This is a genomic window from Caulobacter sp. LjRoot300 (assembly GCF_964253875.1).
In the GTDB taxonomy this organism is placed as follows: Bacteria; Pseudomonadota; Alphaproteobacteria; order Caulobacterales; family Caulobacteraceae; genus Caulobacter.
Genome location: NZ_CAXUSA020000001.1, coordinates 899,187 through 914,545, shown reverse-complemented (window position 1 = coordinate 914,545; position 15,359 = coordinate 899,187). Strand labels below are relative to the sequence as shown.

The following is a 15,359-nucleotide window of genomic DNA, read 5'->3' as shown; positions in this document are numbered from 1 at the left end:
TTGCTCTAACGAGGTTTGAGGGGTCGTAATTACCGAAATGAACAAGGCCGCGCCATGACCGATTCCCTTCAGCACCTCGTTCGCATCAACAATCTGCGGTTGGCGTATCGCAGCGTCCCTGGAACCCAGCCCACGGTTGTATGGTTGGGCGGGTTCCACTCCGACATGGCCGGGACCAAGGCCCAGGTCCTGGCCGACCAGGCCCAGGCGACCGGCGGCGGTTATCTGCGCTTCGACTATTTCGGCCACGGCGAGTCGGACGGCGCCTTCGAGGACGGCACGATCAGCCATTGGCGGGAGGACGCGCTGGCGGTGATCGACGATCTGACCGAGGGGCCGCTGGTGCTGGTCGGCTCGTCGATGGGCGGCTGGCTGGCCTGTCTGGCCGCCATCGCCCGGCCTGACCGGGTTAAGGCCTTGGTGCTGGTCGCGCCCGCGCCGGACTTCACCGAGAAGCTGATGGCGCCGGAGCTGTCGGAGGAGGCCAGGGCGGCGATCACCCGCGACGGCCGCTGGATCCGCCCGTCCGAGTACGACGACGGCGGCTATCCGATCACCCGCGAACTGCTGGAGGACGGCGCCCGCTGGTCGATCCTGCCGGGGCCCGTGCCGATCGACGTGCCGACGCGGGTCCTGCAGGGCGGCGCTGACCCTGACGTGCCCTGGACCCATGCCCTGGAGCTGGCCAACGCCCTGAAGTCCGAGGACGTGGTCTTCACCCTGGTCAAGGACGGCGACCACCGGCTCTCAAGGCCCCAGGACCTGGAACGGCTGGTCGCGGCGGTGGCGGAGGCGCGAGGGCTGGTCGAGCCGGTCGAGGACGATCCGGTGGCTCGACGGCTGGCCCGCGCCGCTCGCGCCCGCGCGGCTGGTCAGGCCCCCGCGACCGCCTGGGCCGCCGCCGAGATGGGGCCTGACGAAGAATAGCTGGCCTTTTGCGGCGTCAGCCGTATGGTGTGTTCACGACTTGTTCGAGAAGGTCGATGGCGAAATCCGCTCCTCTCCGCATTGAGCTCGACAGCGATCTTGACCGGCGACTGTCCGAGGTCGCGGACGTCATGGACCAGCCCAAGACGGCGCTCGTCGAGCAAGCCGTGCGCGATTTCCTCGAAGTGCGCGATTGGCAGGACGCCGCGATCGACGAAGGCTTGCGGGCGGCCGAGGAAGGCCGGGTCTTCGAACACGACGAAATCGTTGAATGGGTCGCCTCTTGGGATACGCCGAACGAACGGCCTATGCCCACGCGCGACTGACGCATGCGCGTCGTTTGGACCGAGCCGGCTAAGCGCGATCTTGCCTTCGCTCGGGCGTGGATCGCCCAAGATCGACCCATCGCAGCGGCGGGCCAGATCCAGCGGATCGTCAAGGTTGTCGGGCGACTTCGCGACTTCCCCAACATTGGTCGGCCGGGACGTCGCGGTGGCGCGCGCGAACTCGTGGTTCCTGGAGGCCCCTTCATCGTCGCGTATAAGATCCGTGGCGAGGAGATCGAGATTCTCAGGGTCTTCCATGGCTCTCGCCGCTGGCCGGACAGCCTCTAACGGCCCGCTGCGAGGATCGCCGCCAGCCCCTCGCGGTAGGTCGGGTACTTCGGTCGCCAGCCCAGCTCGGCCTTGGCCAGGGCGTTCGAAACGCGCTTGTTCTCGGCGTAGAAGCGGCGGGTGGCCGGCGACAGGCCCAGTTCGTTGAACGGCAGGTCGGGCGGCACGGCCACGCCCAGCAGGCGGGCGGCGTATTCCATCACGTCCTGCGGCGGGGCCGGCTCATCGTCGCAGAGGTTATAGATTCCGCCGGCCCGGGGCTTGTCCAGCGAGGCCAGCAGGCCGGCGACGATGTCGTCCAGGTGGATGCGGCTGAACACCTGGCCCGGCTTGACGATCCGGCGGCCTTCGCCGGCCCGCAGGCGGTCCAGGGCGCTGCGGCCGGGGCCGTAGATGCCCGGCAGGCGGAAGGTGGTCACCGTCAGCCCCATGCCGCGCCCCACCTGGCGCCAGTCGCGCTCGGCCCCGACGCGGCGGGCGCCCTCGACCGACTGGGCCTTCAGGGGCGAGCTCTCGAACACCCAGCGGCCCTCGAAGTCGCCATAGACGCCGGTGGTCGACAGGTAGCCGATCCAGTCGGGGAAGGCCTCCGCCGCCGCCAGGGCGGGGATCGTGGCCTCCAGGCCCGGGCAGCCCTCGGCAGTGGGCGGGGCGGTGACCAGCACGGCGTTGACCCCGGTCAGGGCCGCCGTCATGGCGGCGCGGTCGTCGGCGTCGACGGGCTCGATCCCCAGGGCGCGCAGTTGCGCCGCGCGTTCGGCGTCCCGCGCGGTGGCCGCGACGCTCCAGCCCCTGGCCATCAGCGCCTCGGCGAAGGCCTGGCCGACATAGCCCAATCCGAACACGAACAGACGCAAGACGCTCAAGTCCCCGAAACGAAGGGTAATTGAGCGGGCAAAACGAGCGTTCGCGCAAGAAGAAGATCCTTCTCCCGCGTACGCGATTGGGGACAGGCCCATGGGCCTGTCCCCGACCGAGGGGCGCAGGTCCCGCGCGTTGTCCACAATGACGCGCCCGAACCCGCGTCAGACCGCTTGCCAACCGCAAGGCGCTCTGCCATAAGCCGCCTCCTCGTCGCGGGGCGCTGTTTCAGCCCTCGCCGATGCGGGCGTAGCTCAGTGGTAGAGCACAACCTTGCCAAGGTTGGGGTCGAGAGTTCGAATCTCTTCGCCCGCTCCATTCTCCGGTTTTCCGGCGATGGAACGAGACCCGAAATATCCCGGATGCGGGCGTAGCTCAGTGGTAGAGCACAACCTTGCCAAGGTTGGGGTCGAGAGTTCGAATCTCTTCGCCCGCTCCAATTTCCCTTCCAGAATTTGAAGCGTGACGCATCCGGTGGGAGCCTGATAGGCCTATGGAACCCGTTGCGCGGGCCGCCGTTGCTGATCGGTGATCACCTGTTGAAACGGGTGACGGGCTGGGGATGCTGAACCATGACGGGATACGAACTTGGGCGCTCGCGCCTGGGCCGCTTGGCGGTGATGGCGGCGGCGCTGGCGCTGGCGGGCGCGGCCCAGGCCGCCCAGATCGGGGCCAAACCGGAATATCCGACGCGGAAGCCCACGACCGCGGCGCCGGCGTCCGAGCCGGGCAGGCAGGACGGCGTACCGGCCGAGGGCGAGGAGTCCAACTGGTCGCGGGTCCGCAAGAAGTCGGTCGAGATCGGCACCCAGCCGGGGCGCGACGTCGGCGTCATGAAGCGGCAGATCCCGCCGATCCTGGTCACGGCCCAGGAAGACCCCTACAGCCTCAAGGGCCTGAAGACCTGCAAGCAGTTGGCCGCCGAGGTCACGCGACTCAACGAGGTGCTGGGTCCCGACTATGTCGTCGGCAACGAGGTCAAGGAAAACCGCGCCGGCAAGCTGGCCGAGGCCGGCGGCAAGACGGTGATCAACACCATCATTCCGTTCCGCGGCATCGTGCGGGAACTGACCGGCGCGGCGCCGGCCGACCGCCGCATGAACGCCGCGGTCGACGCCGGCCTGGCGCGGCGCGGCTTCCTGCGCGGGGTCCACGCCAAGCAGAAGTGCCGGACGACCTTCTAGCGCCGGCCTTCCAGCGTCAGCCTTCTAGCCAGACGCGATTCCTGATCTAACCCTCGCGGTGCATCCGCGGGGGAGTTTTTCGATGTCCAAGCGCGTCCTTTTGGGCCTCGCCATCGCTTTGGCCCTGAACGGCGTCGCCGTCGCCGCCGCGCCCAAGGCGAGCGCCGCGAGCGCGTCCGACCGCCTGGCTCAAGCGGTCAAGGCCTATGAAGCGTCGGGCGCGGGCGAGGACGACGGGGAGGGCGGCGCCGACGACGCCTCGCGCTTCCGGTTCCCGCCGGTTGGACCCAAGGCCGACGCCGACCGCAAGGCCCTGCTGATCTCGGCGCGCCAGGCGCTGGACGGCGTCGACCTGGCCTCGCTCAAGCCCGACCAACGCCTGACCCACGCCATCCTCAAATGGAGCCTGGACGAGCGGCTGGAGGGGCTGTCGTTCGACGAGGCCCGGATGCCGTTCAGCACCGACGGCGGCTTCGACGTGATCCTGCTGTACCGGGCCAACGGCATGCGCCTGAAGTCCGAGGCCGAGGCCCGGCAGTGGATCGCCCTGCTGGCCCAGACCCCCGGCTGGTACGCCGCCAACATCGCCAACGCCCGGCGCGGGGCGGCTACGGGCTTCGTCCAGGCCGTCCCCACCGCCCAGGCCGTCCTGGACCGGGCCCGCCGCGCGGCCGCCACGCCGCTGGCCGACGACCCGCTGCTGGGCCCGCTGCGCAACCTGCCGGCCAGCATTCCCGCCGACCGCAGGACCGCCCTGCTGGCCGAAGGGACAAAGGTGGTCGCCGACAAGGTCGTCCCGGCCCGGGCCGGCTTCGTGACCTTCATGGAAACCGAATACGTCCCGCACGCCGCCAAGAGCCTGGCGGTCTCCGACCTGCCGGACGGCCAGCGCTATTACGCCTTCCTGGTGCGCCGCCACACGACCACGACCATGACCGCCGACCAGGTCCACGCCCTGGGCCTGACGGAGGTGGCGCGCATCCGCGGGCGGATGGAGGCCGTGATGAAGCAGGCCGGCTTCCAGGGCGACCTGCCGGCCTTCATCGCCTATCTGCGCAAGGATCCGCGCTTCTACGCCACCAGCCGCCAGCAGCTCTTGGAAAAGGCCAGCGAGATCGCCAAGCGGGCCGACGACCAGCTGCCCGCCCACTTCGGGACCCTGCCGCGTCTGACCTACGGCGTGCGGCCCGTGCCGGCCAGCATCGAGCAGGGCTACACCACCGGCCGCTATTTCGGCGGCGATCCCAAGACCGGCCGGGCCGGCGGGCTGATGATCAACACCTCGGCCCTGGACCAGCGGCCGCTCTACGAACTGCCGGCCCTGGTGCTGCACGAGGGCGCGCCGGGCCATCACATCCAGACCTCGCTGGCCCAGGAGCAGGTCGGCGTCCCGGACTTCCGCAAGACGATCTATTTCAACGCCTATGGCGAAGGGTGGGGCCTCTATTCCGAATGGCTGGGCGAGGAGATGGGGCTCTATCGCGACCCCTATGAGCTGTTCGGCCGGCTGTCCTACGAGATGTGGCGCGCCTGCCGGCTGGTGGCCGACACGGGTATCCACGCCAAGCACTGGACGCTCGACCAGGCCAAGGCCTGCTTCCTCGACAACACCGCCCTGTCGCCGACCAATATCGACGTCGAGGTGGCCCGCTACGTCTCCTGGCCCGGCCAGGCCTTGGCCTACAAGGTGGGCGAGCTGAAGATCCTGGAGCTGCGCCACCGGGCCGAGACGGCGCTGGGCGACAAGTTCGACGAGCGCGCCTTCCACGACGCGGTGCTGCTGAACGGCTCGCTGCCGCTGGCGGTGCTGGAGCAGAAGATCGACGCGTGGATCGCGGAGCGATCAGGGCGTTAGAGAATGCATGATTGTCCGGGAGTTTGGAGCAGCAGCTACTTCTCTGTGTTCCCATTTTCGGCCATGCTCAATTCCTGAAGCACGGAGAATTTTAGCGTGGGCCTTTACATCAGCCATATGGAAACCGTTTCCATCAAGATGGATCGGTCTTTGTATATTTACCTGCTCGACTACGGCTGGCCCGGTGGAGAATGGGAGCAATTATTTAAGCGACATTTCATGCACATGGCTGACCGGGCCACGCAAACGGGGGCCGTCGTTGTCGGCAGCATGAATGGCATACATTTCGGAAATGAAGTTTTGAGCTGGCATAAAGTCGGCGATCTGAACGCCGACGATGTCTTGCCGGGCCTACTCGTGACCACAACCCATCCAAACTACTTCCGGGAAAGTACGAGAGACGATGCGCCAGCGGAGCCAGGATTGGGCGACTTGTTGGTCATTCCCCTAAAGCCGTTTTGTAAAGACGAGACGGATTTTTTGCGAGCAATCGAAGGCATCTTTTCCGATTTGAAGGGTGGTCTTGAGCTGAAGAATTTTCAAATCGCGAAACATGACCCGCGCCGGCACCGGGCCCTGGAAGTGGGAAAGAAGATCGTCAACGCTATCGAGGCTAAGCCCGGTGCCTTTGGGTTTTCTATAGATTTGAAAGCGCTCTTGTTGCCTGCGAAATGATATAATGATTCACTCAAGCGCTTGAATATCGGCTATTTAGCTCGTTGGGTGCCGTCATCCCGGGCCTTGTGCCCGGGACCCCTGGTTCAGCTGATGGTGAAGTGCAATGGCGCGCCCGCGCGCCACACCTCTGCACCTGCGGCGTACAGAGGGATCCCGGGCACAAGGCCCGGGATGACGATGGATTTGGATTGGGCTTCTGGAAGCTATCCCCAAAACCCCCTATCACCCCGACAAACGAGGGGACCCACCACATGGCGCGCATCACCGTCCTGGGCGAATGCATGGTCGAGCTGTCGCCGGAGGGCGAGGGGCTGCACCGGATGGGCTATGCCGGCGACACCTTCAACACCGCCGTCTACATGGCGCGCCTCGGGGACGCGGTGGCCTACTGCACGGCCCTGGGCAAGGGCGACCCGTTCAGCGACGGGGCCCTGGCGGCCATGCGCCGCGAGGGGCTGGACACCCGCCTGGTGCGCGAGGCCGAGAACCGCCTGCCGGGCCTCTACGCCATCGTGCTGGACGACGGCGGCGAGCGGAAGTTCCACTACTGGCGCGAGCGGGCCCCGATCCGCGACCTGTTCTCGCAGCACACCGCCGACCAGCTGATCGCCGCGGCCAAGGCCAGCGACCTGGTCTATCTGTCGGGCGTCACCCTGGCGGTGGTCGGCGACATCGGGCGGGCGCGGCTGAAGGACATCCTGGCCTACGTCCACTCGCTGGGCGTGGCCGTGGCCCTGGACTTCAACTACCGCCCGGCCCTGTGGGCCAGCCCCGAGGCGGCGCGCGAGGCCCTGGACGGCGTCGTGCCGGCGTGCCGCTACGTTTCGCTGAGCAGCGAGGACAGCCGGCCGCTGTACGGACGCGAGGCCGAGGACCTAGCCGCCGAATGGGCCGCCCCAGGAACCGGGTTTGGAGCCGAGGTGGTGGCGCGCGACGAGAGCCACGCGGTCAATGTCCACACGCCGTCAGGCCGGATCGCCACGCCCGCGCCGACCCGGGTCAAGGCGCTGGACACCACCGGGGCGGGCGACAGCTTCAACGCCGCCTACCTGTCCTCGCGCCTGGCGGGATTGCCCGTCGAGACCGCCGTTTCGCGCGGCCACGACCTGGCCGCGGCGGTGGTCGCCTGCAAGGGCGCGATCATCCCGACGGCGTCGATGCCCGTTTGGTCGCGGGGATAGAGAGTGGTCGGCCTCAACGCAATCAAAGGTTTATATTCCTACTAGACGCGCGCAATAGGAAAGTTATCCTCACTGCCGGAATATCGACCTAGACTCTCTGGGTCGAGGGCGTCACGGGGACGCCGTTCGCAGGGGGAAGCCGATGCTGGCTCAAGCTCTCGAGGATCTGTGGGCGATCTCGCCCGACCCGCGCCGCGACCGGTTGACGGCCGCGTTCATCACCCACGCCGTGGCCCTGGCCACCGGGGTCTCGCCGTCCGAGATCGCCTCGGCCAAGCGCACCAGCAAGGCGGCGGCGCGGGCCCGGCAGATCGCCATCTACCTGGCGCACGTCAATTTCAACTGGCCCCTGATCCGCGTGGCCTTCGCCTTCAACCGCGACCGCACGACCTGCGGCCATGCCTGCCACCGCATCGAGGACATGCGCGAGAACGCCGACTTCGACGCCCGGATGAGCGTGCTGGAGGCGTGCATCAAGCAGGCTCCCGACGCCATTCCGGAACTGACCCAGCTGGGGGCCGACCGATGAGCGGCGCGTTCGAGCGGGCGCTGGAGGCCGAGCGCCTGGCCGTCCGGGCCGAGCGGCTGCTGCGGCGGCCCGGCGCGCTGATCGAGGTCAAGGGCCTGGGCTACGTGGTCCGGTTCGGTCCGCGCCGCGGGGCCATGCTGACCGTGGACGAGGCGGCCTTCCGCGTACTGGCCCGCGACGGCGCCCTGGCCCCGCGCCGGGAAGGCGGCTGGCGGCTGGTCAAGCCGCTGGCTCCGCCGACCCCGCCGCCGGGGCGGCCGGGGGTGATCGAGGGCGAGCGCGTGGTCATCGAGGGCAGCAGCGAGCATGTGGTGCTCAAGGCCAATCTCGGCGAGTCGCCCCTGGCCTGGCTGGCCCGGCGCGGCGGGCTGGAGCCGGTGGAGATCTGCGCCGGCGAGCGGCTGCGCGAGGATTTCCAGAAGGCCGGCACGGTCGGCCGCCTGACCATGAACTGGGACGCCCAGCCGCGCGGCGAAGGCGGCGGCCAGGGCCTGGAGCCGGCGCTGCGGGCCCGGGCGGCCAAGGACCGGATCGCCGCGGCCCTGGCGGCGGTCGGCCCCGGCCTGCGGGAGATGCTGGAGCGGGTGTGCCTGGCGGAAACCGCCCTGCAGGTCGCCGAACGCGAACTGAAACTGCCCAGGCGGGCCGGCAAGACGGTGCTGAAGCTGGCGCTGCAGCGGCTGGCGATGCACTACCGGATGGTTTGATTGGCACGAGGGGACACACACTCGCTCTCGACGCTCCACCCCATTGGCGAAAGCCGTGCCGCGAGTGTGTGTCCCCAAGTCGATCGCTAGTGCTTCAGCATGTGCTTGATGTCGCGCATCTGGTCGTGGCCGGACTTCACTGAGGTCCAAGCCTTTTCGATCGCCGCGCGGGTCTGGGGCTGGACGTCGGTGTCCTGCAGGGCCTTTTCGAACTTGGCCTTGATGTAGTCCTCGCCGGACTCGACCTCGTTGACCACGGCCTCGTCGCCCTTGGTCAGGCTGTCCTTCAGGTTGACGAAGGCGCGGTGGGCGGCAGCCAGGATGGTGCCGTCGTCCTTGGCCTCGCCGCCCAGCCGGCGGACCTCGTCCTGCAGCTCCGAGGCCACCGAGCGGCGTTCCTGGGCGCGTTGCTGGAACAGGGTCTTGAAGCGGACGCCGTCGGCGTCCTTGGCGGCTTCGGCATAGCCGTCGGCGCTGTCGATGGTGGTCTCGACCAGGCTGTTGACGAGCTTGATGTGGTCTTCGTTGGTGTGGGTCATGGCGGCTCTCCGTCCATTGGGGGATCGGCTAACGCGGGGCGGCGACGAAAGGTTCGAAGCGGGGCCTTACTTGGCCAGCTTGGATCCGAAGAAGCTCCAGGCCGTGGTGGCCGCGGCGATGGCCGGGGCGCGGGTGCGGCGGTTGATCAGCAGGGCGGCGACGACGCCGGCCCCGAGAACAGCGATGGCGACGGGCACCTTGTAGCCGGCCAGGGTGACCTTGCCCTGGGCGTCCGGCGTCAAGGCGTAGTCGGCCGGCGGGGTCGGGGCGTAGGGATCGGCGGGCGCCTTGTTGATCAGACCCGAAACCTTGTCGGAGAGGGTGGACAGCAGGCCCTGCCGCGCTTGGGCCGGCGTGCCGTAGGAAGCGTCGTAGGCGGCCATGGGAAGGCTCCTTGGAAAGTGGGAGCCTCCATAACGCGGCGGGACGGGGGATGATCCCCGCCCCGCGCGTCGCGCCCTAGCGCAGGCCGCCGGAGGCGACGATGATCTCGCCCGTCACCCAGCCGGCGTCGGCCGAGGCCAGGAACACCGCGACCGGCGTGATGTCGCTGGGCTGGCCCGTGCGGCCCAGCGGGGTCTGCGACACCAGGGCGGCCTCGAAATCCGTGCCGATCACGCCTATGGCGTGCACACCCTCGGTCTCGACGACGCCGGGATTGATGGCGTTGACGCGGATCTTGCGCGGCCCCAGTTCCTTGGCGAGCACCCGGGTGATCGAGTCCACCGCCCCCTTGGTGGCGGTATAGATCGAGGTCTCCGGCAGGTTCAGCGCGGTCGCGCTCGAGCTGATGTTGATCACGCTGCCGCCGTCGGGGCCGAAATGGCGGGCGGCCTCCTGGGTGGCCAGCAGCAGGCCCAGGACGTTGATGTTGAACTGGCGGTGGAACTCGTCGGCGGTCACCGCGTCCAGCGCGGCGAACTGATAGACGCCGGCGTTGTTGACCAGGATGTCGAGCGCCCCGAAGGCCGCCTTGGCCTCCGCGAACAGCCGCGTGACGTCGGCCGGCTGGGACACGTCGGCCTGGACGGCCACCGCCTTGCCGCCGGCGGCGACGATCTCGGCCACGACCTTGTCGGCGCCTTCCCGGCTGGAGGCGTAGTTGACCACCACCGCCGCGCCTTCGGCCGCCAGGCCCTTGGCGATGCCGGCGCCGATCCCCTTGGACGCGCCGGTCACGACGGCGGTCTTACCTGAAAGCTTGCTCATCGAATTCTCTCCGTGCCGCCTCATGGCGACAGTTCGATAGTTAGATATGTATCGAATCGTTTCAAGGCGCGGACCGCCGACGAAAAGTACGGGCGGCCTCAGATTTCGGCGAGCTGGGCCAGGTAGGCGTTGAGGACGTCGCGCTGCAGCACCAAGAAGGCGAACTTGCCTTCGCGGACGATGCGGATCAGGCCCGCGCCCTCCAGTTCCTTCATGTGGTGCGACAGGGTGGCGGCGGTGATGGGCAGGGACTGGGCGATGCAGCCGCAGGCGGTCGGCGCGCTGTTGGCCCCGATTTCCTTGAGGATCTGCACCCGGCGCGGCTCGGCCAGGGCCTTCGCGATCAGGGTGACCTGTCGCTCGCTCAGCGGGGCGGCCGTCTGGGTATCCATGACCGACATATGACGACGGGAGGCCGTGGACGCAACGATGGGGATGGCGCCCGACATTGCGCCGAGCGCTTGGCCCTCGTCCTTCGACGAGCTCAGGATGAGGACCATTGATAGGTCGCAGCGCTAGAAAAACCTCATCCTGAGCCTGTCGAAGGACGAGGTTTTCGTCCCCGCCGCTGAAGGTCGATGCGATCTAGTCGGGCGTCTCGCGCCCCATCACCGCCCCCACATGGGCGATGCCCAGCTGCCGGGCCCGGGTCGCCTGTTTGTGCCGCTCGGCGTAGCGGGCCTTGGCTTGGTCGTCGCGGGCCTCGAAGCAGGCGGGGCAGGAGACGCCCTCGACATAGTGTTCGGACGCCCGGTCCTCCAGGCCGACCGGCATGCGGCAGCCCCGACACAGGGCGTGGGTTCCCGGCGCCAGGCCGTGGCCCACCGCCACCCGCTCGTCGAAGACGAAGCACTCGCCCCGCCACAGGCTCGCATCCGCCGGCGTGGTCTCCAGATAGTTCAGGACGCCGCCCTTCAGGTGGAAGACATCCTCCACGCCTTCGCTCTTGAGGAACGCGGTCGACTTCTCGCAGCGGATGCCGCCGGTGCAGAACATCGCCACCTTGGGCGGCGCAGCGGCCGGGTCCCAGGTCTGGCGGAAGGCGCGGAACCAGGCCGGGAAGTCGCTGAAGCTGGCGGTCCTCGGGTCGATCGCGCCCTCGAACGTGCCGATCGCCGCCTCGTAGGCGTTGCGGGTGTCGATCACCACCACGTCGTTGCGGGCGATCAGGGCGTTCCAGTCGGCGGGCTCGACATAGGTCCCGGCGTTGTTGGCCGGATCCAGGTCGCCGGCCCCCAGGGTGACGATCTCGCGCTTGATCCGCACCTTCATGCGGTGGAACGGCATCGTCTCGGCGTCGGCGAACTTCAGCTCCAGGGTCTCGCAGCCGGGCAGGGCGCGGATGTGGTCCAGCACCTGGTCGACGGCGTCCGGCGTCCCGGCGATCGTGCCGTTGATCCCCTCGCGGGCCAGCAGCAGCGTGCCCTTGACGCCCAGGCCGCAGCACAGCTTCGACAGCGGCCGCATGACGGTCAGCGGGTCGGCGAAGGTCGTGAACCGATAGAGGGCGGCGACGCGGAAGCTCATGACGGGGCTGATAGGCGCTGGCGGCCAAATCCTCAAGGCGGGCTTCTCAAGCGCGGCTGGAACTATCGCCAGGCGCGATGGTTAAACTGGCATGAGCATCCTGATCGTCGTCCTCGTCGTCCTCGTCCTGCTTGGCCTGGCGCTCTACGCGGTCCAGCGCAGCCCCATTCCCTCGCCGGTCAACTGGATGATCCAGCTGGTGCTGATCGTGATCGCCATCTGGTTCATCGGGACCCGGGCGGGGTTCTTCCACTAGCTGGACGTTCAGCCCGCCAGCGCCGCCGCGTCCCGCTGGATGCGCGCCACCATCGCCTTCAAGCCGTTCGAGCGCTGCGACGACAGCGCCTCCGACAGGCCCAGCCGCGCCATGGCGGCGGCGGCGTCGAAGTCGACGATGTCCTTGGCCGGCCGTCCCGAATAGAGCCGCATCAGGATGGCGATCAGGCCGCTGACGATGTGGGCGTCGCTGTCGCCCCGGAACGTGACCGTGCCGTCGGCCTGGGGCTCGGTCACCAGCCAGACCTGGCTGGCGCAGCCGCGCACCTTGTTGGCTTCGGAGTGCTCGGCCTGGCTGAGCGGGGCCAGGTCCTTGCCTAGCTCGATCACGTAGCGATAGCGCTCTTCCCAGTCGCCGAGCAGTTCGAACTCGTCGGCCAGTTCGTCGAGGGCGGCGTCGATGGGGCGTTGCATGGCGCGGGACTTAGTGCGCCGGGACGAAAAGGGAAAGACCCCTTAGAACCGGGCCCGCGACGTCGAGGGCCGCGCCGTGGCGTCCGGCAGGGTGACGATGGCGGTGAAGCCGTGCCCCGGCGTGGACTTCAGCCGCAGGCCGCCGTCCATCGCCCGGGTCAGCAGGTCGACGATCGGCAGGCCCAGGCCCGCGCCCTCCGACGCCCGGGTCAGGGTGGCCCCGCCCTGTTCGAACGGGCGGATCAGCCGGGGCAGGTCGGCCGGATCGGCGCCCTCGCCATGGTCGCGGATCTCGATCTCGACCAGTCCGCCGCCCGCCTGCCGGGCCTCGACCACCACCAGGCCGCCCTGCGGCGAGTGGGTCAGGGCGTTCTGCAGCAGGTTGCTCAGGATGGTGCGCAGGCCCCGGCCGTCGGCCCGCAGGCTGGGCAGGGTCCCGGCCTCCGGCACGACGATGCTGACCCCGCGGGCGTTCGCCTCGCCGCGCAGCTGCAGGATCACGTCCTCGACGGCGTCGTCCAGGTTCTCCTCGCCCAGGTCCAGGTCGGTGACGTGGCCTTCGAGCCGGGCGATCTCGACGATCTGGTTGACCAGGCGCAGCAGCTTCAGCCCGCTCTCGTGCACCAGGCTGGCATATTCCTTGTACTGCGGCGCGCCCAGGGGGCCGTACAGCTCGCAGGACAGGATCTCGGAAAAGCCGATCACCGCGTTCAGGGGTGTGCGCAGTTCGTGGCTGACCATGCGCAGGAACGAGCGCTTCTGGTCGTCCAGCGCCTGCTTGCGCCGCGCGCGCGCCGCCGCCCGCCGGAAGGCGGTGGTCTGAGACATCAGGCCGGTGTCGGCGCCGGCGTTTTCGCGCGGCGTCTCGGCATGGCCCGACGCATCGGTGATCGCCGGTGGCGACATCAGGGACTCCCGGACCTTCTGTCCGTAACTTCGATGGACCAGGATGAACCAAGGCGCTTACGAATCCGTTTCCGTCCACAAGAAGCTCTGGCGTTAACGATCGCCCGCCGATTGTGCGGCCTTGGGCCGGGGGGCTCGCGGCGTTAAGCTTCGACGACGAAGACTCACCGGAAGGGATTCTCGCGGCCTTGCCCATCGACGGCGCCCCGTTCCAGACCGGCCTCAGGCCGGGCCAGGCCTCGTCTCCGACGGGGGCCTTCGGCGCGGCGCATCTGTGGCGGCTGGGCTGGCTGGCGACGGTGATCTTCGCGACCGGCGCGGCGGCCTTCACGCCCGGCGTCGTCGGCCTGCCCGTCTGGCTGGCCCTGGCGGCCGGCGCGCTTCCCGCCCTGGCCGCCCTGGCGTTGGGCGATCGACGCGACGAGCGGCTGCAATCCCTGATCCTGGTGCTGTGGGCCACCTGCGGCGCCGGCGCGGCGGTGGTGACCGGTGGCGTCTCCGGCGCGATGAGCGCCTGGATCCTGGCCCCGGTGGCGGCGGCCTCGACCCTGTCCTCCCCGCGACGCCTGGCCGAGGGCGCCAGCCTGGCCCTGATCGGCGGCGCGGTGGCGGCCCTGACCCAGCTGTCGGGCCTGGCGCCGCCCGCGCCCACGGGGCCGCTGGCCTTCATCCTCGGCTTCCTGTCGGTGGCGACCGTCGGGGTGGGCCTGGCCTCGGGCCTGATCCTCACCCACCGCCGCGCCGGCGAGCGCGACAGCCGTCAGGTCAGCGAGCTGAACACCCTGCAGACCCTGGTCGACGGCGCGCCGCAGCTGCTGCTGGTGGTGGCCAGCGACGGCCGGGTCCGGACCGTGCGCGGGGCCGCGCCGCGCGGCGTGGCGACGGCCAACCTGGCCGACGGCCTGGCCTCCGCCGCCGTGGCCGGCGACCGCCAGAAGGTCAGCGCCGCCTTGGCGACCGCGCTGGACGCCGGCGAGGCCAGCGTCGCCTTCGCCCCGCTGCTGGACCCGACCCGCACCGTGTGCCTGGACCTGCGCCAGGTCTCGCCGGACCTGCTGGTGGGCGTGATGCGCGACGCCACGCTCGACACGGCCCGCGAGACGGCCCTGCGCCAGGCCCGGGCCGAGGCCGAGGGCCTGGCCGCCGGCCGCGCCCGCTTCCTGGCCAATATGAGCCACGAGCTGCGCACGCCGCTGAACGCCATCATGGGCTTTTCCGACATCATGCGCGCCCGGATGTTCGGGCCCCTGACCGACCGCTACGGCGAATATGCCGAGCTGATCCATGAAAGCGGCGGCCACCTGCTGGACCTGATCAATGACGTGCTGGACATGTCCAAGATCGAGGCCGAGCGGTTCGAGCTGCAGCGCGGCGAGTTCGACGCCCGCGAGGCGGTGACGGCGGCCATGCGCCTGCTGCGCGTCCAGGCCGACGCGGCGGGGGTGCAGCTGCGCGGCGTCCTGCCGCCGGACGAGCTGGAGGTCGACGCCGACCGCCGGGCCCTCAAGCAGATCGTGCTGAACCTGCTGTCCAACGCCCTGAAGTTCACGCCGCGCGGCGGCCAGGTGATCGTGACGGCCGACGGCCACGACGGTGAACTGGAGCTGGTCGTCGCCGACACCGGGGTCGGGATTTCCCCCGAGGACCTCGAGCGCCTGGGCCGCCCCTACGAGCAGGCCGGCGGCGTCGACCAGCGGGCCAAGGGTACGGGCCTGGGCCTGTCGCTGGTGCGGGCCTTCGCCCGGCTGCACGGCGGCGAGATGACCATCGAGAGCCGCCTGGGCGCGGGCACCAGCGTCTCGGTGCGCCTGCCGGTGCTGCTGCGGGCCTCGCGCCCGGCCATGGAGGCCCCGCTGCTGGAGCCGGCGCCCGAGCCGCCGGAAGAGCCGGAACTGGGCCCGAACGTCGTGAAGTTCGCGCCGCCGAGGTGACGAGCTCCTCCCCCTGTGGG

General features: G+C 69.3%; 19 protein-coding genes and 2 tRNA genes. 13 read left to right on the top strand and 8 right to left on the bottom strand.

The annotated features are described in order from the left end of the window. Window positions 1–54: 54 nt before the first annotated feature. From ACSQ2G_RS04235 to ACSQ2G_RS04225, 3 genes are read left to right on the top strand one after another with little or no spacing between them, the layout of a single operon-like run. Window positions 55–927, top strand: a complete 873-nt coding sequence (locus ACSQ2G_RS04235; protein WP_436028534.1) for an alpha/beta fold hydrolase — start codon at window positions 55–57, stop codon at window positions 925–927. 56 nt (window positions 928–983) lie between these two features. Next, complete coding sequence (locus ACSQ2G_RS04230; RefSeq protein WP_436028532.1) at window positions 984–1,253, top strand: CopG family ribbon-helix-helix protein; 270 nt, start codon at window positions 984–986, stop codon at window positions 1,251–1,253. 3 nt (window positions 1,254–1,256) lie between these two features. Continuing rightward, a complete protein-coding gene (locus tag ACSQ2G_RS04225; RefSeq protein ID WP_436028531.1) occupies window positions 1,257–1,541 on the top strand; it encodes a type II toxin-antitoxin system RelE/ParE family toxin in 285 nt (94 codons plus the stop codon). On the opposite strand, the gene ACSQ2G_RS04220 is transcribed toward ACSQ2G_RS04225, so the two are convergent. Further along, window positions 1,538–2,398 (bottom strand): SDR family oxidoreductase, encoded by an 861-nt coding sequence (locus ACSQ2G_RS04220; RefSeq protein ID WP_436028934.1) that lies wholly within the window; start codon window positions 2,396–2,398, stop codon window positions 1,538–1,540. The genes ACSQ2G_RS04225 and ACSQ2G_RS04220 overlap by 4 nt on opposite strands. A 247-nt stretch (window positions 2,399–2,645) precedes the next feature. On the opposite strand from ACSQ2G_RS04220, the gene ACSQ2G_RS04215 reads away from it, so the two are divergent. The 8 genes from ACSQ2G_RS04215 to ACSQ2G_RS04180 all read left to right on the top strand — a co-directional run bounded on the left by ACSQ2G_RS04215 (window position 2,646) and on the right by ACSQ2G_RS04180 (window position 8,536). Next, window positions 2,646–2,720 (top strand) — tRNA-Gly (locus ACSQ2G_RS04215). Window positions 2,721–2,766: 46 nt separating this feature from the next. Then, window positions 2,767–2,841: transfer RNA gene (locus ACSQ2G_RS04210), tRNA-Gly, on the top strand. Window positions 2,842–2,974: 133 nt separating this feature from the next. Further along, the gene (locus ACSQ2G_RS04205) at window positions 2,975–3,586 is read left to right on the top strand and encodes a hypothetical protein (RefSeq protein ID WP_436028529.1); all 612 of its coding nucleotides are present in this window, start codon (window positions 2,975–2,977) and stop codon (window positions 3,584–3,586) included. Window positions 3,587–3,668: 82 nt separating this feature from the next. Further along, the gene (locus ACSQ2G_RS04200) at window positions 3,669–5,441 is read left to right on the top strand and encodes a DUF885 domain-containing protein (RefSeq protein ID WP_436028527.1); all 1,773 of its coding nucleotides are present in this window, start codon (window positions 3,669–3,671) and stop codon (window positions 5,439–5,441) included. 96 nt (window positions 5,442–5,537) lie between these two features. Then, entirely contained in the window at window positions 5,538–6,116 is a 579-nt protein-coding gene (locus ACSQ2G_RS04195; RefSeq protein WP_436028525.1) for a hypothetical protein, read from the top strand. A gap of 254 nt (window positions 6,117–6,370) precedes the next feature. Further along, the gene (locus tag ACSQ2G_RS04190; protein WP_436028524.1) at window positions 6,371–7,300 is read left to right on the top strand and encodes a sugar kinase; all 930 of its coding nucleotides are present in this window, start codon (window positions 6,371–6,373) and stop codon (window positions 7,298–7,300) included. Window positions 7,301–7,442: 142 nt separating this feature from the next. After that, window positions 7,443–7,829 (top strand): helix-turn-helix domain-containing protein, encoded by a 387-nt coding sequence (locus ACSQ2G_RS04185; protein ID WP_028041514.1) that lies wholly within the window; start codon window positions 7,443–7,445, stop codon window positions 7,827–7,829. Further along, on the top strand, window positions 7,826–8,536 hold the full coding sequence (locus tag ACSQ2G_RS04180; RefSeq protein ID WP_436028521.1) for a DUF6456 domain-containing protein: 711 nt from the start codon (window positions 7,826–7,828) through the stop codon (window positions 8,534–8,536). Before ACSQ2G_RS04185 ends, ACSQ2G_RS04180 begins: the two co-directional genes overlap by 4 nt. Before the next feature lie 86 nt (window positions 8,537–8,622). Here the strand turns inward: ACSQ2G_RS04180 and ACSQ2G_RS04175 are convergent, their stop codons facing one another. The 5 genes from ACSQ2G_RS04175 to trhO form a co-directional block, all read right to left on the bottom strand. Further along, complete coding sequence (locus tag ACSQ2G_RS04175; protein WP_310085082.1) at window positions 8,623–9,075, bottom strand: PA2169 family four-helix-bundle protein; 453 nt, start codon at window positions 9,073–9,075, stop codon at window positions 8,623–8,625. Window positions 9,076–9,141: 66 nt separating this feature from the next. Further along, window positions 9,142–9,459 carry a hypothetical protein gene (locus tag ACSQ2G_RS04170; RefSeq protein ID WP_436028519.1) on the bottom strand — a complete coding sequence of 106 codons (318 nt, stop codon included), beginning with the start codon at window positions 9,457–9,459 and terminating at the stop codon, window positions 9,142–9,144. Between the two features lie 76 nt (window positions 9,460–9,535). Beyond that, complete coding sequence (locus ACSQ2G_RS04165; RefSeq protein ID WP_436028517.1) at window positions 9,536–10,285, bottom strand: glucose 1-dehydrogenase; 750 nt, start codon at window positions 10,283–10,285, stop codon at window positions 9,536–9,538. 98 nt (window positions 10,286–10,383) lie between these two features. Next, window positions 10,384–10,677 (bottom strand): ArsR/SmtB family transcription factor, encoded by a 294-nt coding sequence (locus tag ACSQ2G_RS04160; RefSeq protein ID WP_436028515.1) that lies wholly within the window; start codon window positions 10,675–10,677, stop codon window positions 10,384–10,386. Between the two features lie 193 nt (window positions 10,678–10,870). Continuing rightward, window positions 10,871–11,812: an oxygen-dependent tRNA uridine(34) hydroxylase TrhO gene (trhO, locus tag ACSQ2G_RS04155; RefSeq protein WP_436028514.1), complete on the bottom strand. Its 942-nt coding sequence runs from the start codon at window positions 11,810–11,812 to the stop codon at window positions 10,871–10,873. A 91-nt stretch (window positions 11,813–11,903) separates the two neighbouring features. On the opposite strand from trhO, the gene ACSQ2G_RS04150 reads away from it, so the two are divergent. Continuing rightward, on the top strand, window positions 11,904–12,068 hold the full coding sequence (locus tag ACSQ2G_RS04150) for a hypothetical protein (protein WP_436028513.1): 165 nt from the start codon (window positions 11,904–11,906) through the stop codon (window positions 12,066–12,068). A gap of 8 nt (window positions 12,069–12,076) precedes the next feature. On the opposite strand, the gene ACSQ2G_RS04145 is transcribed toward ACSQ2G_RS04150, so the two are convergent. Then, complete coding sequence (locus tag ACSQ2G_RS04145; RefSeq protein WP_436028511.1) at window positions 12,077–12,502, bottom strand: SufE family protein; 426 nt, start codon at window positions 12,500–12,502, stop codon at window positions 12,077–12,079. Between the two features lie 42 nt (window positions 12,503–12,544). After that, entirely contained in the window at window positions 12,545–13,408 is an 864-nt protein-coding gene (locus tag ACSQ2G_RS04140; RefSeq protein ID WP_436028509.1) for a sensor histidine kinase, read from the bottom strand. 188 nt (window positions 13,409–13,596) lie between these two features. Here ACSQ2G_RS04140 and divJ point away from each other — a divergent pair, with 188 nt between their 5' ends. After that, window positions 13,597–15,339: a cell cycle sensor histidine kinase DivJ gene (gene divJ, locus ACSQ2G_RS04135; RefSeq protein WP_436028507.1), complete on the top strand. Its 1,743-nt coding sequence runs from the start codon at window positions 13,597–13,599 to the stop codon at window positions 15,337–15,339. The last annotated feature ends 20 nt before the right edge of the window (window positions 15,340–15,359 follow it).

Coding starts and splice junctions, on each gene's coding strand:
- ACSQ2G_RS04190 (WP_436028524.1), top strand. CDS start 6,371: ATGGCGCGCATCACCGTCCTGGGCGAATGCATGGTCGAGCTGTCGCCG.
- trhO (WP_436028514.1), bottom strand. CDS start 11,812: ATGAGCTTCCGCGTCGCCGCCCTCTATCGGTTCACGACCTTCGCCGAC.
- ACSQ2G_RS04145 (WP_436028511.1), bottom strand. CDS start 12,502: ATGCAACGCCCCATCGACGCCGCCCTCGACGAACTGGCCGACGAGTTC.
- ACSQ2G_RS04235 (WP_436028534.1), top strand. CDS start 55: ATGACCGATTCCCTTCAGCACCTCGTTCGCATCAACAATCTGCGGTTG.
- ACSQ2G_RS04185 (WP_028041514.1), top strand. CDS start 7,443: ATGCTGGCTCAAGCTCTCGAGGATCTGTGGGCGATCTCGCCCGACCCG.
- ACSQ2G_RS04230 (WP_436028532.1), top strand. CDS start 984: ATGGCGAAATCCGCTCCTCTCCGCATTGAGCTCGACAGCGATCTTGAC.
- ACSQ2G_RS04200 (WP_436028527.1), top strand. CDS start 3,669: ATGTCCAAGCGCGTCCTTTTGGGCCTCGCCATCGCTTTGGCCCTGAAC.
- ACSQ2G_RS04140 (WP_436028509.1), bottom strand. CDS start 13,408: ATGTCGCCACCGGCGATCACCGATGCGTCGGGCCATGCCGAGACGCCG.
- ACSQ2G_RS04205 (WP_436028529.1), top strand. CDS start 2,975: ATGACGGGATACGAACTTGGGCGCTCGCGCCTGGGCCGCTTGGCGGTG.
- ACSQ2G_RS04225 (WP_436028531.1), top strand. CDS start 1,257: ATGCGCGTCGTTTGGACCGAGCCGGCTAAGCGCGATCTTGCCTTCGCT.
- ACSQ2G_RS04170 (WP_436028519.1), bottom strand. CDS start 9,459: ATGGCCGCCTACGACGCTTCCTACGGCACGCCGGCCCAAGCGCGGCAG.
- ACSQ2G_RS04175 (WP_310085082.1), bottom strand. CDS start 9,075: ATGACCCACACCAACGAAGACCACATCAAGCTCGTCAACAGCCTGGTC.
- ACSQ2G_RS04165 (WP_436028517.1), bottom strand. CDS start 10,285: ATGAGCAAGCTTTCAGGTAAGACCGCCGTCGTGACCGGCGCGTCCAAG.
- ACSQ2G_RS04160 (WP_436028515.1), bottom strand. CDS start 10,677: ATGGATACCCAGACGGCCGCCCCGCTGAGCGAGCGACAGGTCACCCTG.
- ACSQ2G_RS04180 (WP_436028521.1), top strand. CDS start 7,826: ATGAGCGGCGCGTTCGAGCGGGCGCTGGAGGCCGAGCGCCTGGCCGTC.
- ACSQ2G_RS04150 (WP_436028513.1), top strand. CDS start 11,904: ATGAGCATCCTGATCGTCGTCCTCGTCGTCCTCGTCCTGCTTGGCCTG.